The organism is Vibrio xiamenensis (genome assembly GCF_900100015.1).
GTDB classification, from domain to species: domain Bacteria; phylum Pseudomonadota; class Gammaproteobacteria; order Enterobacterales; family Vibrionaceae; genus Vibrio; species Vibrio xiamenensis.
This window is the reverse complement of sequence record NZ_FNDD01000005.1, coordinates 184,718-208,181: the sequence shown is the minus strand read 5'-3', so window position 1 is coordinate 208,181 and position 23,464 is coordinate 184,718. Positions and strand designations below refer to the sequence as shown.

At 46.1% G+C, this 23,464-nt stretch carries 18 protein-coding genes; 8 read left to right on the top strand and 10 right to left on the bottom strand.

Annotation, left to right across the window (positions count from 1 at the left end):
* The first annotated feature begins 50 nt into the window (after nt 1-50).
* From BLS03_RS06495 to BLS03_RS06485, 3 genes are read left to right on the top strand one after another with little or no spacing between them, the layout of a single operon-like run.
* Nucleotides 51-1,535 carry an efflux transporter outer membrane subunit gene (locus BLS03_RS06495; protein ID WP_093271090.1) on the top strand — a complete coding sequence of 495 codons (1,485 nt, stop codon included), beginning with the start codon at nt 51-53 and terminating at the stop codon, nt 1,533-1,535.
* Nucleotides 1,536-1,556: 21 nt separating this feature from the next.
* On the top strand, nt 1,557-2,750 hold the full coding sequence (locus BLS03_RS06490) for an HlyD family secretion protein (protein ID WP_093271116.1): 1,194 nt from the start codon (nt 1,557-1,559) through the stop codon (nt 2,748-2,750).
* A gap of 13 nt (nt 2,751-2,763) precedes the next feature.
* Nucleotides 2,764-4,305 (top strand): DHA2 family efflux MFS transporter permease subunit, encoded by a 1,542-nt coding sequence (locus BLS03_RS06485; protein ID WP_093271089.1) that lies wholly within the window; start codon nt 2,764-2,766, stop codon nt 4,303-4,305.
* Nucleotides 4,306-4,369: 64 nt separating this feature from the next.
* On the opposite strand, the gene BLS03_RS06480 is transcribed toward BLS03_RS06485, so the two are convergent.
* The 3 genes from BLS03_RS06480 to BLS03_RS06470 form a co-directional block, all read right to left on the bottom strand.
* Nucleotides 4,370-5,968, bottom strand: coding sequence for a methyl-accepting chemotaxis protein (locus tag BLS03_RS06480; RefSeq protein WP_093271086.1), 1,599 nt, complete (start codon nt 5,966-5,968; stop codon nt 4,370-4,372).
* A 203-nt stretch (nt 5,969-6,171) separates the two neighbouring features.
* Nucleotides 6,172-6,690, bottom strand: a complete 519-nt coding sequence (locus tag BLS03_RS06475) for a glycine cleavage system transcriptional repressor (RefSeq protein ID WP_093271084.1) — start codon at nt 6,688-6,690, stop codon at nt 6,172-6,174.
* 185 nt (nt 6,691-6,875) lie between these two features.
* Nucleotides 6,876-7,808: a DUF3943 domain-containing protein gene (locus BLS03_RS06470; RefSeq protein WP_093271081.1), complete on the bottom strand. Its 933-nt coding sequence runs from the start codon at nt 7,806-7,808 to the stop codon at nt 6,876-6,878.
* Nucleotides 7,809-7,991: 183 nt separating this feature from the next.
* On the opposite strand from BLS03_RS06470, the gene BLS03_RS06465 reads away from it, so the two are divergent.
* Both BLS03_RS06465 and BLS03_RS06460 read left to right on the top strand, forming a co-directional pair.
* Nucleotides 7,992-9,245 (top strand): CinA family nicotinamide mononucleotide deamidase-related protein, encoded by a 1,254-nt coding sequence (locus tag BLS03_RS06465; protein WP_093271078.1) that lies wholly within the window; start codon nt 7,992-7,994, stop codon nt 9,243-9,245.
* Between the two features lie 232 nt (nt 9,246-9,477).
* On the top strand, nt 9,478-9,735 hold the full coding sequence (locus BLS03_RS06460) for a 30S ribosomal protein S6 modification protein (RefSeq protein ID WP_093271076.1): 258 nt from the start codon (nt 9,478-9,480) through the stop codon (nt 9,733-9,735).
* A gap of 40 nt (nt 9,736-9,775) precedes the next feature.
* Here the strand turns inward: BLS03_RS06460 and yfaE are convergent, their stop codons facing one another.
* The 4 genes from yfaE to ubiG all read right to left on the bottom strand — a co-directional run bounded on the left by yfaE (nt 9,776) and on the right by ubiG (nt 14,726).
* The gene (gene yfaE, locus BLS03_RS06455) at nt 9,776-10,054 is read right to left on the bottom strand and encodes a class I ribonucleotide reductase maintenance protein YfaE (RefSeq protein ID WP_093271073.1); all 279 of its coding nucleotides are present in this window, start codon (nt 10,052-10,054) and stop codon (nt 9,776-9,778) included.
* Complete coding sequence (gene nrdB / locus BLS03_RS06450) at nt 10,054-11,187, bottom strand: class Ia ribonucleoside-diphosphate reductase subunit beta (RefSeq protein WP_093271071.1); 1,134 nt, start codon at nt 11,185-11,187, stop codon at nt 10,054-10,056. The genes yfaE and nrdB overlap by 1 nt, the downstream gene beginning before the upstream one ends.
* Nucleotides 11,188-11,268: 81 nt before the next feature.
* Nucleotides 11,269-13,551 (bottom strand): class 1a ribonucleoside-diphosphate reductase subunit alpha, encoded by a 2,283-nt coding sequence (gene nrdA / locus BLS03_RS06445; protein ID WP_093271068.1) that lies wholly within the window; start codon nt 13,549-13,551, stop codon nt 11,269-11,271.
* 464 nt (nt 13,552-14,015) lie between these two features.
* Entirely contained in the window at nt 14,016-14,726 is a 711-nt protein-coding gene (gene ubiG / locus BLS03_RS06440; protein WP_093271065.1) for a bifunctional 2-polyprenyl-6-hydroxyphenol methylase/3-demethylubiquinol 3-O-methyltransferase UbiG, read from the bottom strand.
* 285 nt (nt 14,727-15,011) lie between these two features.
* On the opposite strand from ubiG, the gene gyrA reads away from it, so the two are divergent.
* On the top strand, nt 15,012-17,732 hold the full coding sequence (gene gyrA, locus BLS03_RS06435) for a DNA topoisomerase (ATP-hydrolyzing) subunit A (RefSeq protein WP_093271062.1): 2,721 nt from the start codon (nt 15,012-15,014) through the stop codon (nt 17,730-17,732).
* 194 nt (nt 17,733-17,926) lie between these two features.
* Entirely contained in the window at nt 17,927-18,169 is a 243-nt protein-coding gene (locus BLS03_RS06430; RefSeq protein ID WP_093271060.1) for a hypothetical protein, read from the top strand.
* A gap of 45 nt (nt 18,170-18,214) precedes the next feature.
* Here the strand turns inward: BLS03_RS06430 and BLS03_RS06425 are convergent, their stop codons facing one another.
* Nucleotides 18,215-18,700 carry a MarR family winged helix-turn-helix transcriptional regulator gene (locus BLS03_RS06425; protein WP_093271056.1) on the bottom strand — a complete coding sequence of 162 codons (486 nt, stop codon included), beginning with the start codon at nt 18,698-18,700 and terminating at the stop codon, nt 18,215-18,217.
* 399 nt (nt 18,701-19,099) lie between these two features.
* Here BLS03_RS06425 and BLS03_RS06420 point away from each other — a divergent pair, with 399 nt between their 5' ends.
* A complete protein-coding gene (locus BLS03_RS06420; RefSeq protein WP_093271053.1) occupies nt 19,100-20,674 on the top strand; it encodes a BCCT family transporter in 1,575 nt (524 codons plus the stop codon).
* 78 nt (nt 20,675-20,752) lie between these two features.
* On the opposite strand, the gene BLS03_RS06415 is transcribed toward BLS03_RS06420, so the two are convergent.
* Both BLS03_RS06415 and BLS03_RS06410 read right to left on the bottom strand, forming a co-directional pair.
* Complete coding sequence (locus BLS03_RS06415) at nt 20,753-21,472, bottom strand: 3'-5' exonuclease (RefSeq protein WP_093271050.1); 720 nt, start codon at nt 21,470-21,472, stop codon at nt 20,753-20,755.
* A 10-nt stretch (nt 21,473-21,482) separates the two neighbouring features.
* Complete coding sequence (locus BLS03_RS06410; protein ID WP_093271048.1) at nt 21,483-23,369, bottom strand: putative nucleotidyltransferase substrate binding domain-containing protein; 1,887 nt, start codon at nt 23,367-23,369, stop codon at nt 21,483-21,485.
* Nucleotides 23,370-23,464: the final 95 nt, after the last annotated feature.

Below are 23,464 nucleotides of genomic sequence, written 5' to 3'. Positions count from 1 at the left end.
TTATAACTGTACGGTACAGTTTAGTTATAATATCTAACAAGATGAAGCCGATGAAAACCAATAAAGATCAAAATAGGATGGGGAAACGCTTATATATCAGTGTGTTGATTAGTAGCGTATTACTCGGTGGGTGCGTAAACCTAAATGACAAAGACCTCAACGCGGACCTCAGTTCGCTTGAAAACCTAAGTTACAAACAAAGTTTGCAAGAGATCGCGGCAATCGATTGGCCAAGTGATCGTTGGTGGGAGCGTTACGGTGACCCGCAACTAAACGCGCTGATCGAAAAGGCGCTCAATGTGTCGCCGAGTATCAAAATTGCTAAGGCGCGTCTTGCTCAGGCGCAAGGTATTGCTCAGCAAGCTGGTGCGGTTGACGATTTTCAGGTCGGCGCAGGGGCGTCTGCGGAAATGGGCAAAGTCAGCAAACTTTATAAAGCGTATATGCCACCTTCAGGTTGGAATGATTACGGCTCCATTACGATGGATTTTAGTTACGACTTCGATTTCTGGGGCAAAAACCACAATTTGGTTGCTGCGGCTACGTCAGATTTAGCCGCAGCTGAAACTGAATCAAGTGCGGCGAGATTGATGTTAGCAACGTCGATTGCCAATGCTTATGCGGAGTTAGCTCGCCTTTGTGACAATCGGAAAACCGTTGCGTCGGCACTCGCTGTACGGCAAAAAACCGTTGAGCTTTTGCAAAAACGCTATGACAACGGGCTTGAAACATTGGGCTCTGTTAACCACGCGATCGCGATTCGCGCCAGTATTGAATCCGAATTGCTGGGCATAAAAGAAAAAGTCGCGTTGCAAAAAAATGCCATCGCTGCATTAACCGGAGCAGGGCCGGACAAAGCTTTGATGATTCAAACACCGCACATTCGTTTGACTAAGCGTTTTGGTTTGCCATCTGATCTTGGTATTGGCTTTATTGGTCATCGTCCGGACGTGACTGCAGCACGTTGGCGCGCGGCAGCGGCGGCTGATCGCGTTGGTGTTGCCAAAGCGCAGTTTTATCCAGATGTCAGCATTAGCGGTTTTCTTGGTACCCAAGCGTTTGGTTTAGATAACTTATTTGACCATGGCAATAGCGCAGGCAGCGTACAACCGGCGATCTACTTGCCGATTTTTACGGGCGGTCGCTTAGATGGACAACTCAACGCCGCGCAAGCCAGCTATCAACTTGCAGTGAGCAACTACGACAACACCTTGACCCAAGCGCTTCATCAAGTCGCGGATGTGGTAACAAGTAGCCGCTCTATCGATGCGCAAATCGATAAAATGCAAGAAGCCGTGAATGCGGCGAACCACGCTTTGCAGATCGCATCAAATCGCTACAAAGGCGGGCTCGCAACTTACTTAGAAGTGTTGGTGGCCGAAGAGTCGGTGCTCAATAACGAGCGTGCATTAGTCAATTTGCAATCGCGAGTATTTGGTTTGGACATCGCACTTGTTCACGCTTTAGGTGGCGGTTTCCATACCTCGACGCCGTCGGCACAACATGCATCAAGCCAATCTAGTCAGTCTCTATAAATCAAAGGTTTCCCAATGAACATGCAACAATCACAACAAGATCTACAACCGGTTGAAACAAGCACAGGCAGTAATCCTGCGCGCAAAAAAGGTTTTATGGCACTGGCGGCGGCGATCGTTATCGCGGGCGGTGGTTATTCGGCCTATTGGTATTTTATTGGTTCACGCTTTGTCAGCACAGATAATGCGTATGCGGCTGTTGAAATGTCCGAGGTCACGCCTTCGGTGGGCGGCATCGTGCACGATGTGCTGGTTACCGACACCCAATTTGTTCACCAAGGCGACGTGTTGGTGCGTATTGATGATACTGATGCCCAGTTGGCGCTCAATCGCGCTGAAGCGGATTTCGCGTTGGCGCAGCAAAGAGTGAAAAGTTACTTTGCCAGCGATGAAGGGCTATCTGCTCTCGTTCAAGCTCGCGAAGCGGATCAAACCCGTTCAAAAGCGCAACTTGAGTCGGCGCAAGCCGATTTTCGCCGCGCACAAATCGATTTTAACCGTCGTAAAGACTTGGTGAAATCGGGTTCGGTGTCCGGTGAAGAATTGACCAATGCGCAAACCGCGCTGCGCCAAGCGCAAGCGAATTTGAATGCGGCAGAAGCGGCGGCGGCGCAAGCGCAAGCGAATCGTTTGTCAGCCATTGCCCAGAAAAAAGCCAATGCGGCGCATATTGAAGGCACCACGCTTGAGAATAACCCGGAAGTTTTACAAGCCAAAGCTCGTTTAAATCAAGCGCGCGTTGATTTTGACCGCACTGTGATTCGCGCGCCTGTTGATGGGGTGATTGCTCAGCGTCGTGTTCAGGTCGGTAAACGCGTTCAAATTGGTGCACCTTTGATGGCGATTGTACCGATTCATCACATGCACATTGATGCCAATTTCAAAGAGGTGGATTTGAAACATGTGAAAATTGGTCAACGAGTGACAGCAACAGCGGATTTATACGGCGATGACGTTAAATATCAAGGTGTTGTGACAGGTCTCTCTGGCGGTACCGGTTCGGCATTTTCGATGATTCCGGCGCAAAACGCGACCGGCAACTGGATCAAAGTCGTGCAACGCCTGCCAGTTCGAATTGAACTTGACCCACAACAGCTCGCGGCTTATCCGCTGCAAGTGGGCTTATCAATGGAAGTGGAGATTGATACCGATAGCCAAGCATCCCAGTCTGTGACGGCGAAAGCATCGACACACAGCGCAGCGGATCCAAGCTAGAGTGGGAGAAGTCATGAACGCTCAACAACATTCTCCTGAGGAGGTTCAGCCGCTAAAAGGCAGCGCGTTATTTTTTGGCGCGCTGTGTTTAGCCATGGCGAACTTTCTTGCGGTGCTCGATACCACCATTGCCAACGTGTCAGTGTCTAATATCGCGGGTAGCTTGGGGACATCAACCAGCCAAGGGACGTACGTGATTACCTCTTACGCGGTGGCGGAAGCCATCTCCGTTCCTTTGACCGGTTGGCTTTCACGCCGGTTTGGCTCGGTGCGCGTGTTTGCGACCTGCTTTTTTATGTTTGGTGTATTTTCTCTTTTGTGCGGCTTGGCGACTAATATGTCGATGTTGGTGCTGTTTCGCGTCCTGCTGGGTTTTTCTGGCGGGCCGCTTATGCCACTGTCGCAAACGTTGATGATGCGAATTTTCCCCAAACATAAAAGCCATGCGGCGATTGGTATCTGGAGTATGACGACCTTGGTCGCGCCAATCATGGGGCCGATTCTCGGTGGTATTCTTTGTGACCAATACAGCTGGCCGTACATTTTCTACATCAAAATGCCGTTTGCGATCATTGCCGCTCTGGCATGTTGGAAACTGTTGCAAGCCTTTGAAACGAAAACTATTGCATCGAAAATCGATAAAGTGGGTCTCGGGCTTTTAGTGGTTTGGGTTGCGGCGCTGCAAATTATGCTCGATGAGGGGAAAGATCGCGACTGGTTCGAATCGAATCGCATTGTGGTGCTTGCCATCATCGCAGTGATTGGTTTTGCTGCCTTCCTTATCTGGGAGCTAACGGAAAAAGATCCGGTGGTCGACCTAAAAGTATTTCGGCACCGCGGCTATGCGGTCAGCATGGTGACTTTAGTGCTGGCATTTGGCGCATTCTTTGCCACGACAGTGGTTACGCCGCTTTGGCTACAGATTTACATGGGTTATACCGCCACCACCGCTGGCTATGCGACTGCTGCGATGGGGATACTAGCGGTGTTTATCGCGCCCATCGCTGCCAACGCCTCGTCAAAATTTGATCCAAGGCCGATGGTGTTTGTCGGAGTTCTGTGGCTTGGCGGTTGGACGTTTGTACGCAGCTTTGCCAATTTGGAAATGACGTTTAGCCAGGTCAGCATGCCGATGTTGTATCAAGGTCTGGGTATGGCACTATTTTTCGTACCACTGACGGCGATTGCTCTCGGCTCAGTTAAGAACAATGAAATGGAGTCGGCGGCGGGGCTGATGAATTTCTTGCGAACCCTAGCGGGTGCATTCGCCACTTCGATGGTCAATACCAGTTGGGAGCGAGAAGGGCGTTATGTTCATGCAGAGCTTGCCGGTCTTACCGATCGGAGCGGAATGGCGAGCAGTGCGATGCAGCAAAGTGGAATGTCGATGGACCAAGTGCGTTCTGCGGTCGATTGGATGGTACAAAAAGAGAGTGTGATGGTGGCGACCAATCAGATCTTTGTGGTGATCGCTTGTATTTTTACCTTCGCTGCTTGCGTTATTTGGCTAGCGCCAAGGCCTGCTAAGGGTGTAGATACCTCCGCAGCGCATTGATGACCGATAGTTTACAACTTATGCAAAAAAGCCCGCGAATGCGGGCTTTCGTTTGAGTAAAGCGTTAAAGCTTAAACTTCAGTAATCGCTGGTCGAGAATTTGCGACAATCCAGCGAGTTTTTCACTTTCTTCAGCAAGGTATTTAGCGGCAGACGCCATTTCTAAAGCGGAGTCATTAATACCACTAACGTTGCGATTCATCTCTTCAGCCACTGAGCTCTGTTCTTCGGCCGCCGTTGCGATTTGAATTGATTTATCACTGACGTGCTGAATGTGGCTAACGATCATGGCTAAGTCGTTACCTGCTTGTTCAGAACGTCCAACACTATCTACCGCCAAACTATGGCTTTTCTCCATCGCGCTGGCGGTGGTCATTGCCAGCTGTTGCAAGCGATTGATGGTGGTTTGAATTTCGTCGGTGGAGTGGTGGGTACGACTGGCGAGATTACGCACTTCATCGGCCACAACAGCAAAACCGCGGCCTTGTTCGCCAGCGCGTGCTGCTTCAATCGCCGCGTTGAGTGCCAGCAAATTGGTTTGTTCGGAGATGGCGCTAATTACGTTAGTCACTTCACTGATTTGCATGACGCCTTCTTTAAGCTTATTGACTTGCTCTGAGGCGTGAGTCAACTCTTGCGATAAGGCTTTGATGCTGTCTACACTCGAGTGGACGTCTTTATCGCCAAGCGAAGCTTCTTTTGATGCGTCTTTGGTATCGCGAGCGGTATCTTCTGCATGTTGAGCCACATCGTTGACGGTAGCGCTCATCTCATTCATTGCTGTCGCCAGTTGGTTGAGTTGATCGCGCTGACTGGAGACCGAAGCGCTGGTTTCTTCAGCCGATGATGCAATGCGGCCAGCCGCATCAGACAGCGCTGCAGCGGAGTGCACCGACTCCATCAATGCCACTCGCACCGACTCGACGCTTTGGTTAATTCGCTCAGCCACAATACCAATTTCATCTTTGCCAAGAATCGGCACTTTTGCGGTGAGATCCCCTGCGGCAATGGCTTTCATCGTATGTTTGATTTCTTCTAGTGGGTAGGCGATAGCACGGCTTATCACAAAGCCCATGCCCGCCATAATTACCACTAAGATCAGGGTGACATAACCCATATTAATGACTTGATTGAAAATCGCCGTTTCCACATCATCAAGCAACATTCCGGTGCCGAAAATCCATCCCCACTGTTTAAATCCGTGTACCAGTGACAACTTGTCAGCGGGTGAGCCATTTGCGGTTTTCCACAGATACGTCAGTTTACCATCTTGGCCATTTTTGGCGGTTTCAACCATTTTTGCCCAAAAGGTTTCGCCATTACTGCCCATTTGGTTGCCTTCAAGCTCAGGTTTGAGCGGGTGGACGATCGCTGTGCGATTTTCATCAATGATGAACACATAGTTGTTGCCGTCGTAACGAAGCGCTCGCACCAGTGATTTAACTTCATTTTTGGCTTGTTGTTCCGGCAGGCTTTTTTGTAGCTGCGTGACTTGCGATAAGGTCGCATGAAGAACCGCATTCAGGCGTGCTTCCCGCTCGGTTATGAGGTTGTGTTTGAGGGTATTTGCCGCAATTAAAAGCAGAATGAGTGAGCCGATTATGCAGGCCACCAGCATAGTGGCGAGCTTGTAACTCACTTTAATATTTCCGAGCTTTAACATAACGAAACCTTTACTAGCCAATCAATATAGTGATCATGGTGTTGCAACGTTCACACATGATCTGTTCTTTATTAGTTATTGTGGCTTAGTGGTTCGGCTTTGCTGGATTTATATGCAACTATGTTATCTAGATCAAAAGTTTAAGTGTATAAAAAAGGAAAGCTAAGCTTTCCTTTTTAACCAGTTGTTTCAACTCAAGATTATTATTCTTTCATGACTTTGGTGTCTTCACTTAAAGACTCAAGCTCTTTAACCACATCATCGATTTGAACATTTTCCGGAATCTTAATCGCGATCGAAGCGGTAAACAGGCTCGAGCTTACGCCGCCGCCGCCAGCACCACCCACGATAAACACACGTTGGCAATCCATATCCAAAATGTTGATACCTTGGTTATCAAGCACATGAGTGATTTCATTGACTATCCCTGCGCGGTCATTGGCATCAATACGCAACTGATAAACCACATCGGCATTGTGAGCGTGCTGTGATGAGTCAGTCAGTTGAACAAGAAGATCAGGGTTCGCTTGGAAGGCTTGTTTGACGATGGCTTCATTTTGAGTAGGCAGCTCAACTTTGATCACCGCCGCGACTTGGTCATCAATGAAGTTCACTTTGCTAACCAGCCATTTCCCACCGTTTTCATGAGTAATTGCTGCTAACTGTTTGATCGTTGCAGGTGATGCTTTGCCAACGAAATTGACGATAAAGGTGCTGTTCATGCTTGCCTCCTAACTGCGAGCAATTGCTAAATTTAGGTGTCTAATTTAGTTTAGGATCTTAACCAACAGACAGTTTGATATAGGTCAATTTTTAGCACTAATCGTGTATGCAACTGCTTAATATTAATAGCGATACACAAAAATGCGGCAAGTAACTGCCGCGTCAACTCGGTGTGGTACTGGCACTAAAAAGTGATGGTTAACTGCCCACCATAGAAAGCTGAGTCGTAAACAGCGCCGGAATCTGCAGCGAATTTGGCAGCGCTTTGGTTGTCAAACCAAGGGTTATCAACAAATTGAAACTCTGCGCTGCCGCCCCAAGCATTGGAGACCCAACCGTGAATATGCCCAACCGGGTTTAAGAAAAACAGGCTCACGCTGCCCATGGTTTCTGAGCCGAGCACTTCTCCGCCCGATGCCACGATATTCTGCTCTGCTTCAAACATCATTTCACCGACCACAGAGCCTAAAAATGGCGTAATGAAAATGTCTTGCCAAGAAGGCACTTCAGCAAACGCTTCTACACCGTACTCCCAGAAGAACGTCGACATTGTGGCGGAATAAAGAAAAGATTCGAATTCGTTGAACCCTGAATGGCGCGCGGCGGTATAGTAAACACCGCCAAAGTAGGGGTGCATGACATAGTTGAGAAAATGCTCGTCTCTGTCCCATACCGGGCCTTCAGTGACATGATCTTTCCATTTTTTACCCAGCCCTTTGAGGCTTCGTGATTCTTCATCCCACTTAGTCACCGATTCGGGTAACAAGGTCATGGTTGCCGCCGTCACAACGCTCAAACCTAAGATGGTATAGGTCTGATGCAGAAGATAGTCCCAGTCTTTTTGGTCGGAGACGGAAAGGTATTTAGGCAGCGGTGTTGGCTCGAGGTCGAGCGTGCTTTCGTCGTAGTTTAAGGCATAACTATTGCTTGTAAGTTGCGAATAGTTTGAATAAAAATCCGCTGGCAATAGCGAATCGCTTGATGAATCTGTCATCAGAAGAGGTTGTTTGATATTGTCCGTGTAGGTAAATTCGCTATTTAGGGATGATAAGCCATCGAATGCGTAACAAGATGATGAAAAACAGGCTATCAGAGCCGCGATGCTTTTAGTAGACACTCAACGCTCCAGTATGATTAATGAACAATCAAAAATAAAATTATCCCATTAAAGATAGCGGATTGGAAACGAACCACTGTTCCAAATAAGAAACTCACGCACTGAAAATTGTTATCAATGTTTTTGATTTTATTCGTTTCATTGCGCGAGCCTAAATAACACCGATTTATACAAGGAACACATATGCTGAAAATAGCGATGTTAAGTACCGGGGAAGAAGTGCTGCATGGCGATATCGTTGATACCAATGCTTCTTGGTTGTCAGAGCTGTTTTTTGATGCAGGATTTGGGCTAGTTAAACGCTCGACGGTGGGAGACCAAATGTCGGCGCTAGTCGAAGAACTCTTGATGCTGAGTTTTAATTCCAATGTGGTGATCGTGAATGGTGGCCTTGGGCCAACCAGTGACGACTTGAGCTCGGCCGCAGCAGCGCAAGCGGCAGAAGTGCCTTTAGAACTGAATGAGACTTGGCTGAAAAATCTCGAAGCGTTTTTTGCTGGCCGCTCAATGGTGATGCCGGAGAGTAATAAAAAGCAAGCGATGTTGCCACAAGGGGCCGACATGCTCGATAACCCGCTAGGCACGGCTTGCGGTTTTAAAATGCGCATTAATGATTGTGTGTTTTACTTTACGCCAGGGGTTCCGAGTGAATTTAAACATATGGTGGAAAGCTTGATTTTGCCGGATATTCAAGCCCATAACCCGGATCATCAAGGCCAAGAGTGTAGCCGTCTTTATACCTTTGGAACGTCAGAGTCTGCGCTGTCTGACAAACTTGATAAAGTGCAGCTGCCGACGGGTTACATGCTGGGGTATCGCTCTTACTTGCCATTTATTCAAGTGAAATTGTTTGGTCCTGCCGATGATTTAGAGCAGCGCGTTAAAGTGCTGAATGTGATTTTTAAGTTGATCGAAACACACGTGGTTAGCGTTGATGAGCCTTTGATTGAGCATCTTGGGCATTTGCTGGCTGAGAAGCAACGTTCGGTCGCGGTGGCAGAGCAGTCAACAAAAGGATGGTTATCAAATTGGCTACATTCCGATGCCAAGGCGAGCGCACTGTGTGCACACGGTTGGATTTTGGGGAATCACATCGATGTTGGTGAAACGGACAACGATCCGCTCGCTGCGGCGTTTGCGCTTGCTGGCGCGACGCGTGATAAATGCGCCACTGACATCGCCATTGCAACGGGGAAAGTTCAAGACGGCGTGTTTTCGGTTGCGCTGGCGACGCCAGAGGGCGAATGGGGGCAAACGCTCGCGTTTAAACGCCGTTATAACGATTTGGAACAAAAAGAGGTTATTTCAACGGTTGCTGGGGATATGCTTCGTCGCTATTTATCGGCTAAAAGCATGTTCGTTGATTACAGCTCGTTAAAGCGTGAGAAAGACATGTTTGTACCGCGTCAAATGCTGGATAACAACCTCAACCTTTAGCGGAAAAAGTGCGGTTGTCAAATTGAAACATGAGCGACTTTGTCTGTAAGTGAATGAATAATTAGCTTATTTCGGGTTTGGCCTAGTAATTTTTTCTTATGCCAAATCCATATATAGTTTAAATGAATGATTTTTAATAAAAGCATTCAAGTGGTCTTATTTATGCGCTTTCTTTTCATCAGATTCGATTTAAACTGAAATCTCATTGAGTGTGATGTCAAAGGAGATTGACATGTTTCATCAGTCTAAAATAGTTGTTTGTTATCAAATAGCGAATCAAAAATTTGTTTTAGGTGAAGCACTTAGCACCGATAAAACAGATGTGATTTCATTGTGGTGGAATGCGCCAGAAGAGCAAGACTTGTCTGATTACAACGGTTACCTACTGTCTCTGTTTGATGACGACGGTCGAGCTATTGCAGAGAAGGCGGTGTCAGATTTGACCGCTGATGCCTTTCTATCGGGAGGCTATATGAATAAAGCCAGCTAGATGCTGGCTTTGGTATTCATACAAGGTTTTAAATGAACCATTATGCTCTTTTGACACTGAGCTTGTAGACCACTTCTTCAAGCTCAGTGTCCGTTTTAGCTCGGCAGATACACGGCAAAATTTCATCGGCTTGTGTATAGGCCATTGCAAAACCAACGTATTCCACTTCTCCAGACACCAAGCGACATTTACAAGCGCCACAATGGCCGTCGCGGCAGTTATACTCTGGCTCTAATCCTGCCTTTTCCATGGTTTCCAGAATCGTATCAGATCGATTAGATTGAATATTGGTAATACGGTTGATTTTTATACTGGGCATTACAGTTCGAAATCTCCAAAGTCGTCCGAGCTGACCTCGTTGTCAATTTGGCCAACCAAGTAAGAGCTGATTTCCGCTTCTTGTGGTGCAACTTGAACGTTGTCTGAAGATAGCCAAGCGTTGATCCAAGGAATCGGGTTAGATTTCGACTCTGGGTAAGCAGCAGCAAGACCGACGGCTTGCATACGCACGTTGGTAATGTATTCCACGTACTGGCTAAGAATGTCTTTGTTCAAACCGATCATTGAACCGTCTTTGAATAGATATTCTGCCCACTCTTTTTCTTGTTCTGCCGCTTCTTTAAACAGATCAAAACACTCTTGTTTACACTCTTCTGCAATTTGAATGAATGTGAAGTCGTCTTGACCATTACGCAGCAAATTGATCATGTGTTGCGTGCCCGTTAAGTGCAGCGCTTCATCACGAGCAATCAGCTTGATGATTTTAGCATTACCTTCCATCAACTCACGTTCTGCAAAGGCAAACGAGCAGGCGAAGCTCACGTAAAAGCGGATCGCTTCAAGCGCGTTGACCGACATCAAGCACAGGTAAAGTTTCTTTTTCAGCTCGTGTAAGCTCACTGAAACCGTTTCACCGTTGATCGTGTGTTTACCTTCACCGTAACGGTGGTAGTCGTTGGTCGCTTCAATCAAGTCATCGTAGAAGTGGGCGATGTCTTTTGCGCGCTTCAGAATGTGCTCGTTTTCAACGATGTCGTCAAACACAAGGCCTGGATCGTTGACGATATTACGGATGATATGCGTGTACGAACGTGAGTGAATGGTCTCAGAGAATGCCCATGTTTCAATCCAGGTTTCCACTTCTGGCAGTGATACCAATGGTAACAGTGCCACGTTAGGGCTACGACCTTGGATGGAATCCAACAGAGTTTGATATTTTAAGTTGGAGATGAAAATGTGCTTTTCATGGTCTGGCAATTTGTTGTAGTCGATGCGGTCGCTAGACACGTCAACTTCTTCAGGGCGCCAGAAGAAAGACAATTGCTTTTCGATAAGTTTTTCAAAAATTTCGTATTTTTGTTGGTCGTAACGAGCTACGTTGACCGATTGGCCTAAAAACATCGGTTCTTTGAGTTGGTCGTTTTTAGTTCTGTTGAAAGTACTGTAAGCCATGTGCCTCAATCCTTTAAGCCCCTTGAATGTCTCAAGGGGCACTATCTTTACTTTTGGTGTGAAGTGAATTCTGCGGATAGATTAGATCTTACAACCGCCGCCTGCGCAATCGTCGTCTTGTGCTTCTACTGCGTCTTTTTGATCATCTTTCGCGCCATCACGAGTGTTGTGATAGTACAGCGTTTTGACGCCAAATTTATAGGCAGTCAAGAGATCTTGCAGCAGTTTCTTCATTGGCACTTTGCCGGTTTCGTAGCGGCTTGGGTCGTAGTTGGTGTTAGCCGAAATCGCTTGGTCAACGAATTTTTGCATGATACCAACTAGGTGTAAGTAACCATCGTTTGAGCCAATGTTCCAAAGTAACTCGTAGTTCTCTTTGTACTGATGGAACTCAGGTACAACCTGCTTAAGGATGCCGTCTTTTGACGCTTTCACTGAAACGTAACCACGTGGCGGTTCAATACCGTTGGTAGCGTTTGAGATTTGCGATGATGTTTCTGATGGCATCAATGCAGTCAGTGTTGAGTTACGCAGACCGTATTCCATGATCTCTTCACGCAGTGCATCCCAATCGTAGTGCAGTGGCTCGTTACAAATGGTATCGAGATCTTTCTTATACGTGTCGATAGGCAGTAGGCCTTTCGCGTAGTTGGTCTCGTTGAAAGCAGGGCAACGACCTTGCTCTTTCGCAAGCGCAACCGAAGCTTTTAACAAGTAGTATTGCATTGCTTCAAACGTGCGGTGTGTTAGACCATTTGCGCTACCATCTGAATATTTCACGCCATTTTTGGCTAGGTAATAAGCGTAGTTGATGACGCCAACACCCAGAGTACGACGGTTCATTGTTGAACGACGTGCCGCTGGCAGTGGGTAATCTTGATAATCGAGTAGGGCATCAAGTGCGCGTACAACTAGCTCCGAAAGCTCTTCAAAATCATCTAAAGATTCAATTGCACCGAGGTTAAATGCAGAAAGTGTACACAGTGCAATTTCGCCAGACTCATCTTCAACGTTGCTCAGTGGTTTGGTTGGCAGTGCCACTTCCAAACACAAGTTCGATTGACGCACTGGTGCAACACTTGAGTCAAATGGGCTATGGGTATTACAGTGGTCTACGTTTTGAATGTAGATACGGCCTGTTGAGGCGCGCTCTTGCATCAATAGAGAGAACAGCTCAACCGCTTTTACGCTCTCTTTCTTAATCGCAGGATCGTTTTCATACTTAACGTACAGACGCTCAAATTCTTCTTGGTTTTCAAAGAAGGCATCGTAGAGTCCAGGAACGTCTGATGGCGAGAACAGAGTAATGTTGCCGCCTTTTACTAAGCGGTTGTACATCAGCTTGTTCAGCTGTACACCGTAATCCATATGACGGACACGGTTCTCTTCAACACCGCGGTTATTCTTCAGAACAAGTAGAGACTGAACTTCACCATGCCACATCGGATAGAACACGGTTGCCGCGCCGCCGCGTACGCCGCCTTGGGAGCAACATTTTACTGCGGTTTGGAAATACTTGTAGAACGGGATACAACCTGTGTGGAACGCTTCACCGCCACGAATCTCTGAGCCTAGTGCACGAATACGACCGGCATTAATACCGATACCGGCACGCTGTGAGACATAACGCACGATAGAGCTTGCCGTCGCGTTGATAGAATCAAGGCTGTCACCACATTCAATCAGAACACAAGAGCTGAACTGACGAGTCGGAGTACGAACACCAGACATAATTGGTGTTGGAAGCGAAATCTTAAACGTTGATGCCGCATCATAGAAACGCTTAACGTAGTCTAAACGAGTGTCTTTTGGATACTTAGCAAATAAGCAAGCGGCTACCAAAATGTACAAAAACTGTGCACTTTCGTAGATCTGTCCAGATACACGGTTCTGAACAAAGTATTTACCTTCAAGCTGCTTAACGGCTGCATAAGAGAAGTTTAAGTCGCGCTTGTGGTCGATGTATTCGTTGAGCTCAGCGAACTCTTCCACGCTATAGTCTTCAAGCAAGTGCTTATCGTACTTACCTAAATTTACTAGGCGAGAAACGTGGTCATAAAGTGCTGGTGGTTCGTATTCGCCATACGCTTTTTTACGTAGATGGAATACCGCTAGACGCGCCGCAAGATATTGATAGTCAGGCGTGTCTTCAGAGATCAAGTCAGCTGCAGATTTGATGATGGTTTCGTGAATATCTGATGTGGTGATACCGTCATAAAACTGGATGTGAGCTTTTAATTCAACTTGAGACACTGAAACATTGTCTAAATCTTCTGCAGCCCATGTGATTACACGGTGGATCTTATCGAGATCGATTTTTTCTTTACGTCCATCACGCTTAGTGACGGTAAGTTGTTGGTTCATTCTGCTTTATTTCCCTAACAAAACTGATTAAAGCCGTATTTTTATGTAATTCTTGTAAACTTGCTGGCGGCTTTGTGATCTAAGTAAGTCTATATTTTATGCTACAAACACAAGATATAGGGGTATCTCGTCTTTCGGATTACAAGATAGTGCTATTGGCACTCTATTTCAAGGCGAAGATCTTGGATGACTTGTGGATAAGTGGCAAATTTAAAAAAAACAGTTAGTAGCTACTAACCGATAAGAAAAGGTCGCAATAGGCGGGAAAAAAAAACAGCTTTCAGATTGTGTTTTTACTGACCAAGAACAAAAAAAAATTACTTGATCTTTAACTGAAAACTCGCTCCCAATTTAGGGAAAAAAATGCGGTAAAAAAACTGGAATAGACAGCACGAACTCACGCTTTAGAACTAAAAAAGGCGATAGGTTTATGCTATCGCCTTTTTTATCAATAACCGGGTAATTTAGAGTTGTTTCAACGTGTGGACGATGTAGTTCACATCCACTTTTTGCCCAAGTGAATAGGTATCGGTTAACGGGTTATAATGGAGCCCTTTAATACCCATGGCGTGCAAGTCGGCTTTGTCGACCATTTTAAGTAGTTCCGATGGTTTGATGAACTTTTCATGTTCGTGTGTGCCTTCGGGAACAATCTTCATCACTTTCTCTGCACCAACGATGGCAAATAAGTACGATTTAAAATTACGGTTGAGCGTTGAGAAAAATACATGACCGCCAGGTTTTACCAACTCGGAGCAAGCTTTGATGACCGAACTTGGGTCGGGAACATGCTCAAGCATTTCCATACAAGTGACCACATCATAGTGCTGCGGATGTTGTTCGGCGTGGTCTTCAATCGTACTTTGAATGTAAGAGAGTTCGGTGCCCGTTTCGAGAGCGTGAAGGCGAGCGACTTCGAGGGGCTCTTTACCCATATCGAGGCCGGTAACAATGGCGCCTTCTTTGGCCATGCTTTCAGATAAAATTCCACCGCCACAGCCGACGTCTAGCACTTTTTTGCCAAATAAGCCGTGAGTGCGCTCCAAAACGTAATTGAGGCGAAGCGGGTTAATTTGATGTAGGGGTTTAAATTCCCCCTCGAGATCCCACCAACGCGAGGCCATGTCTTCAAATTTCTTGATTTCGTTTGGATCGACGTTCTTTGTTTGAGTCATATTTTCTACCCGGAGTAAAACTGCTTCCATGAAATTAAAACGCATTATACTCGTAAGGCGACCACGCACCACCGTTTGAAAAATATTTGCGAAATTTTGGCTAAAATATAACCATTTATCAGGGGGATAATACGAGAATGTGCAAATTGTCATCATTTGATTCTCAACCAACCTCACAACCTGATAAAAGGTCAGGGAAAGTAATGCCTCACACTGTAAATGTGTGTTATATTTTTGCACCTTAAGCGTATTACATATACGAAACTATAGAGGGATATTGGCTCTATGAGCGATCTAGCTAGAGAGATCACGCCCGTAAACATTGAAGATGAGCTGAGAGGTTCTTACCTTGACTACGCGATGTCCGTTATCGTGGGTCGTGCTCTTCCAGATGTGCGTGATGGTCTAAAACCAGTACATCGCCGCGTACTTTTTGCGATGAATGTACTTGGCAACGATTGGAACAAAGCATATAAAAAATCAGCCCGTGTTGTCGGCGACGTAATCGGTAAATATCACCCCCATGGTGATAGTGCTGTGTACGACACCATCGTACGTATGGCTCAACCGTTCTCACTTCGTTACATGCTGGTCGACGGTCAAGGAAACTTTGGTTCAATTGATGGCGACTCCGCTGCGGCGATGCGTTATACCGAAGTTCGAATGGCGAAAATTGCCCACGAATTGTTGGCAGACCTCGACAAAGAAACAGTCGATTACGTACCAAACTACGACGGTACTGAACAAATTCCAGCAGTACTACCGACGAAAATTCCTAACTTGTTAGTGAACGGTGCCTCAGGTATCGCGGTCGGTATGGCAACCAACATTCCTCCACATAACCTAGGAGAAGTCATCGACGGTTGTTTGGCTTACATTGATAATGAAGCCATCACGATTGATGAGTTAATGGAATTCATTCCTGGTCCAGATTTCCCAACCGCTGCTTTGATCAGTGGACGCAAAGGCATCATTGACGCGTATAAAACCGGTCGTGGTAAAGTCTACATGCGCTCAAAAGCGGAAATCGAGACCGATAAAAATGGTCGTGAGACCATCATTGTTAGCGAAATTCCTTATCAAGTTAACAAAGCGCGTTTGATTGAGAAAATCGCTGATCTGGTTAAAGAGAAGCGTGTTGAAGGCATTAGCGCTCTGCGTGACGAATCTGATAAAGACGGCATGCGCATCGTTATCGAATGTAAGCGTGATGCTGTTGGTGAGGTCGTTCTCAACAACCTTTACACCAATACTCAGCTGCAAACCACATTTGGTATCAACATGGTTGCCCTTAACAATGGTCAACCTCAGTTGTTTAACCTAAAAGAGATGCTCAAATGTTTCGTCGATCACCGCCGCGAGGTTGTGACACGTCGTACTATCTTTGAACTTCGTAAAGCGCGTGAACGTGCTCATATTCTAGAAGGTTTGGCGCTGGCACTAGCGAACATCGATGAAATCATCGAATTGATTCGTAACGCGCCAACACCAGCAGAAGCAAAAGCTGGCCTGGTCGCTCGTGGTTGGGATCTGGGTAATGTTGCTGCGATGCTAGAGCGTGCGGGCACTGATGCCGCTCGTCCTGAATGGCTAGAGCCAGAATACGGCATTCGTGATGGTCAATATTTCCTAACCGAACAACAAGCTCAAGCGATTTTGGAATTGCGTCTGCACCGTTTGACCGGTCTAGAGCACGAGAAAATCCTTGATGAATACAAACAGTTGCTCGAAGAAATTGCAGAGTTAATGCACATTCTTGCTAGCACCGAGCGTTTGATGGAAGTCATTCGTGAAGAGCTAGAACTGGTTCGCGATACTTACGGCGATGCTCGTCGCACAGAGATTACAGCGGCTATCCATGATATCGACATGGAAGAGCTGATCGCTCGCGAAGATGTTGTAGTGACACTGTCGCACGAAGGCTACGTGAAGTACCAATTGCTTAACGACTACGAAGCTCAGCGTCGTGGTGGTAAAGGTAAGAGTGCAACACGCATGAAAGACGAAGACTATATTGAGCGCTTGTTGGTTGCCAACACGCATGACAATATTCTTTGTTTCTCAACTCGTGGTAAGACTTACCGCTTGAAAGTGTATCAACTTCCTCAAGCGACACGTACCGCACGTGGTAAACCGATCGTCAATATTCTTCCGCTGGAAGAGAATGAACGTATTACCGCTATCTTACGTGTCGATGAGTTCTCAGAAGATAAATTCATCTTCATGGCGACCGGTGACGGTACCGTTAAGAAAACGCCACTTAACCAGTTTGCTAACGTACGCTCAAACGGTTTGATTGCAGTTAACTTACGTGAAGATGATTCATTGATCGGCGTTGATATCACCAACGGCGAAAATGAAATCATGCTGTTCTCTAAAGCGGGTAAAGTGGTACGCTTTAAAGAAGCGGAAGAAACGCCGGTTCTGAACGAAGATGGTTCACCAGTACTTGATGAAAACGGCCAGCCGGAAATCAAGTTCAAAGGTGTTCGTCCGATGGGACGTACTGCTTCGGGCGTTCGTGGTATGAAACTGGCGGAAGGCGACCAAGTGGTCTCTTTGATCGTTCCAGCTAACCAAGGCGATGTGCTGACAGTAACGGAAAATGGTTACGGTAAGCGTACTGCGCTTAGCGAGTATCCGACCAAAGGCCGTGGCACACAAGGCGTTGTGTCTATCAAAGTCTCTGAGCGTAACGGCAGCGTTGTCGGCGCTGTACAAGCGGAAGAAGGTGATGAGTTTATGATGATCACCAACGCCGGTACCTTAGTTCGAACTCGCGTAGCTGAAGTAAGCCAAGTGGGTCGTAATACTCAAGGTGTGACGCTTATCCGTACTGCTGAAGAAGAAAAAGTTGTCGGCCTACAACGTATCGATGAAGTTGAAGAAGTTGAGCTTCCCGAAGATGCCGTTGATGGTGAAGAGACTGTGGATAGCGATGTTGAGGCCAATGCGCCTGAGCAAGCTGATGAGCAATCGAACGATGATTCTGACGAGCAAGAATAACTCTTGATTGACAGTATAAAACCGAGCCTTTATGGCTCGGTTTTTTTATACCTAGAAAATGCCAGTTTCGCTTAGTTTCATCAAAATTTGCGCTTTTTTACGGAGTTCAACGCGCGGAATAATCGACTGTCTCATTCATGGTTCGTTACTTTTGATAGCGTAATATATAGATTCGCAATCAATGGGAAAGGAACATGTTTGATGACGTGATGATAACGTTATCTTGGATGCTGCTAGGAATGCTGTTTATTTATCCGTTTGCGTTAGCGGTATTACAGGATGTCGGTTCTTCAAAAGAGCATCGAGAAAAACGTCGTAGAGTGAAGCGATTTAACTTTGTGTATTTGCTGCTATTTAGCTTGCTGGTTATTTTGTATGTGGATGGTGAGTTGATTGGTATCGGTAATGTCAGTTATTACGCTTGGCTTGTGCCATAAAAAACCTGACTTGATGTCAGGTTTCTATTCACTATCGCTTGGGCATTAGCCTTTATATTCGGCGTTGGTGATACTGCCAATCTCAAGCATTGGCGCCACATCGTAATCTTCAGCGTTCATCATTGAAGAAATACGTTGCACTGAAGAGAGTAAAAGGGATTGTTCCCACTCTTCGAGTTTTTGAAAATTATTCACAAAACTGTGTTGTAGAGGGAGAGGCGCCTCTTCCAGCAACTGTTTCCCTTTGTCAGTCAGATGCGCGTGGACCTTACGCTTATCTGTCTGACTGCGTATACGTTGCACCAGTTCGTTGCGCTCAAGTCTATCAAGAATCGTTGTCGCGGTCGCTTGGCTCATATTGGTGTGCTTTGATAACTCTTTGATCGTGACCTGTCCTAGTTCACGAATAGAGCGCATCAAAATCAGTTGTGGCCCGGTAAGACCAGACTCTTTACTGAGTTTTTTTGAATGTAGGTCGATGGCTCTAATGATTTGGCGAATTGCAACCAAAACTTCTTCATGTTTTTCCAAACTGACTTCCTAACGATTTCTATACCTGTGCGCGTAACAAGAGGCGAACATACCGGAAATTGACTACTATTTAAAGCATAAATATTTTCTGTACAAAAAATGTCGTTTCATTTTATTTGAAGGCGAAAGAATGGTTCTATCCTAAAAGATTTGTATACGAAGTATATACAGTCTAACTAGGGATGAAGTATTGGTTTTAATTTGTTCGCTTGAAAGGCTAAATAAATATTTTTAGTATATTTTTTGCTCAATTGCTGGATCGTAAGCCAATAAAATGTAAACTGTCCGTCGAAATTACATTCTTCAAAGTGAAATTTATCACCGTTGAATTGTTTTTGTACTAAACATTATTGTGCAATAAAAAAACGAGTTTCAAGAAATGTCTATCAGAGGGGATGCATGACTAAAGGTATCGATAAGTACAGTATCGACAGTACCGACTACACCGTCGGTCAAGATAATGTACAAAAGTGGGGGTTCGATGTTCATAACCCAGTATTTGGAATCAGTGCAGGATTGATACTCCTATTTCTTTTAGCTGCCATATTTTTGGATCCGCACGAGACTAAAACAGCCTTAGATGGCATCAAATGGAGCATTATTGGAACATTTGACTGGCTATTTATCTGGGCAGGCAATATTTTCGTGATTTTCTGCTTAGGGTTGATTGTCTCTCCTTACGGCAAAATCCGTTTGGGTGGTAAAGAAGCGACGACCGATTTTTCATTTTTATCTTGGCTTGCAATGTTATTTGCCGCAGGTATGGGTATCGGTTTGATGTTCTGGAGTGTGGCGGAGCCAGTGGCTTACTACACCGGTTGGTATGAAACGCCATTAAATGTGGCAGCGAATACACCAGAAGCTGCGAAATTGGCGCTGGGTGCGACTATGTTCCACTGGGGTCTGCATCCTTGGGCTATCTATGGTGTTGTTGCTTTGTCGTTGGCGTTTTTCGCCTACAACAAAGGTTTGCCTCTCTCGATTCGTTCCATCTTTTACCCAATTCTTGGCGATAAAGCTTGGGGCTGGGCAGGGCACATTGTCGATATCCTAGCCGTGCTGGCAACCTTGTTTGGTTTAGCAACTTCTCTAGGCCTAGGTGCGCAGCAAGCCGCCAGTGGTATTCACCATGTATTTGGCATTGAAGCTGGGCTTGGCCTTCAAATCATCGTGATTATTGGCGTGACCTTACTTGCGACGATTTCTGTGGTTCGTGGCCTAGACGGCGGCGTAAAAGTTATCAGTAACATCAATATGATCGTGGCATTTTTGCTGCTGATTTTGGTGGCGCTAATCGGTTATGCGATTACTTTTGGTACCATCCCGACCACTTTGATGTCCTACATTGAAAATATCATTCCGCTTAGTAACCCTCATGGTCGTACTGATGAAGCGTGGTTCCAAGGTTGGACTGTCTTCTACTGGGCATGGTGGATTTCATGGTCACCATTTGTTGGTACTTTTATTGCGCGTGTATCGAAAGGTCGCACAGTCCGTGAATTTATGACCGCAGTACTGATTGTTCCAACCTTGGTGACTTTAGTCTGGATGTCAGTGTTTGGTGGTCTGGCGATTGATCAAGTGGTTAACAAAGTTGGTGAGCTTGGTGCTAATGGCCTGACAGACGTTTCTCTGGCTATGTTCCAAATGTTTGATGTGCTGCCGTTTGGGACTGTGTTATCGACCATTGCAGTGATTCTAGTGTTGGTGTTCTTTATTACATCATCAGATTCAGGCTCGATGGTTATCGATAGCATTACCGCGGGCGGCAAAATGGATGCTCCGGTCCCACAACGTATTTTCTGGGCGCTAATGGAAGGCGCAATTGCGATTGCGCTGCTTTGGGTTGGCGGTACAGAAGCCATTCAAGCACTGCAAGCCGGCGCGATTTCAACGGCGTTGCCGTTTACCTTTGTGCTGCTGCTGATGTGCGTGAGCTTGTTGAAAGGTATGAGCACCGAAGAACGCAGCTAATTAAATCATTGTTGATACAAACTAAAAGGGGCCAAATGGCCCCTTTTTTCGTATTCCGCGATGGAATCGATTATCGACTCAAAGCCAGAATTGCTTTAACGCATCTTGCTTATTGTAATGATAAGCCACTTGAGCCTGCAGCAGCTCCGCGGTGGCAATGGCATCAGTCAGCGCATGGTGTGGGGTGTAAGCGGGCAGGCCATAACGAGTTCGACTTTGGCCCAGCCGTACCGACTCGGGCTTTTTGCCTTTAAGCCGATTGATGATTCCACCATTGAGCTTTTTTTGAATTTCACTTTCTAGCGCAAGCGTGTCGATAACTGGAAATTCAATTCCTTCATCAATACGAGTTCTCAGCGCGCGGTCAAGAAACTTACGCTCGATTTGGTTGTAGTGAACCACCAAAATTTTCCCGGCCATTTCATCTAACACCTGCTGATAAATCTCAGAAAAATCCGGAGCATCAAGAACATCACTGTGAGTGATGCCATGGATAACCACCGATTCTTCCTCAAGTTGCCTTCTTGGGCGTACCGTCCAATGTTTGGCTTGATTGAGAAATACACGGTTAAGATTAAAAGGGACCGTGCCTATGGTGATGATCTCATCTTGCTTATCGTTAAGCCCAGTGGTTTCAAAATCCATAGCCAGGAAAGTCACATCTTCCATTGCCGTATCACCAGATTCAACGCCTTGCTGATAAAAATTCATCAGATGCGGATTGCTAACCAAGGGGAGCTTTTGCCGAAATTTGTGTTCCCAATCGATAGAGGGTGAGGACAAATGTCTTTTAAACATGTTTATCGACCTAAAGTTTTTTGCCCGCTTGATAGCGGTATTTTAAAAAGTTCTGAGCATTGCTTAAGATCTGGAAAGCATCTTTGAGGTTACGTCTTTCAAAGTCAGAAAGATTCTCTGGCTCAATATTGTTATCCGGTTCGATGCTGTTCTCGACGTCATAAGCTTGATGGCGAATTCGTACCATCGAAATAAACTCTAACGCATCACGTAGGTCCTCAGCTTTGCCTTTAGGTAAAATACCTGCATCTATGATGTCATCTAAGCGTTCAAATGAGTTGCGAGAGCGAGAGCCAACCGCAAGCGCATGAACACGAATCAGGTCTGCAAGCGGCGCGGTACCGCGGCGTTTAAGGTTGATAGAGTTGTTATGACGGCCATCTTTTTCCATCACAAAGCTTTTAAAGAACCCAAGTGGTGGCGTGCGATTTAACGCGTTACGTGCTAGGCAGGCTAAGAAGCGGTTATTACGACGCGAACGGCGTACAATAAACCCGTTTAATTGTTCAGCCCATTTTAGGCGTCCGTATACGCCGTCGAGGTCGAAAAAGATCGATGCGTTCAATAGGGCTTTCGGATTGGGATCATCAATCCAATCGGCGAAGCATTCTTCCCATTCACGACGCGTCATACGCCACATCGGGTTGGTGGCCATGATGTCACCTGTGCAGTAGGAGTAACCGCACTTATCGAGCCCGTCACAGATGATTTTAGCGAATTTGGCAAAGTAGTCACCGTGCAGTTTTTCATCGTATTCATCATCGAGGATGATGGCGTTGTCTTGGTCCGTTACCAACAATTGCTCGTCTCGTCCCATTGAACCGAGCGCCAAGAAGCAATAAGGAACCGGAGCCTGGCCCAGTTCTTCTTCAGCAAGTTCGACAATACGCTGCTTGAAACTGCGACCAATCACCGACATCGCACTGCCCACCATATGCGAGTTGGCATCTTCGTTGACCAAGCGTACAAAACTGTCTTTGACTTGCTCTGAAAGTGCGGCTAATTCTTCAATGGAATGCTGTTGAAAGATACTGCTGACCAGTAGTAGCGAGCTTTGCGATTCATAACGCACGATATCACTGGTTTCAATGATGCCAATTGGTTGTTTGTTTTTCAAAACAGGCAAATGGTGCACGTTGTAGCGCAGCATTTTCAGCATAGCTTCGTATACATAAGCGTTATGATCTAACGAGAGAAGCTCTGTGGTCATGACCGTTGAAACATGGTCGGCGGGATCTAAACCTTGAGCCAAAACTCGAGTACACAGGTCACGGTCGGTAATAATGCCAAGCAGTGGGCTGTTATCGTCTTCTTCGTCTTCGATGACATCTGGAGCCATTACCAATAACGCAGAAATATTTTCCTCGGCCATTTTTATGGCGGCGTTTTGGATCGATTCAGTGTTAAACACGAATGGTGCGTCTCGAGTGAGTAACGTTCGTACCTTTGAGGTGGTCAGATCGTTGTCTTGTTGAGTGCTTGATACCGCTTGGCGTAGCCGCGCATTGTTTTCTACCTCAACATAATCGGCAAAAGAGTCGTGCTGCTCATAGATTTCTTGAAAAATATCCTCAGGAATACAGTAGACCAGCGTGTCTTCGATGGCTTTGACGGGGAAACGCACTTTGTTGTTGGTCAGTAATCCCATTTGACCAAAAATAGCCCCTTGATCGAGACGGTTATACAGTTCCCCTTTACGGCGATAGACTTCCACAACACCGCTGCGTACGACGTACAAATCATGGATATGATCCCCAAAATGGATGATAGGCGTGTCTTCCCTAAAATAGGAAATCTCAACGTGGCGAGTGACATGCTCAAGTGTTTCTTCAGGAAGTTCATCAAAGGGAGGGTGCTGGGCGAGAAAATTTTTAATTTCAATCAGTTCAGCTTCCATATTTACGCTTTCTTATCTCGGAACAGGGTACCTTTATCTTACCTTAAGATGCGCTTTTCTGCATGGTATAGTGAATTCGACTAGATTTATAAATT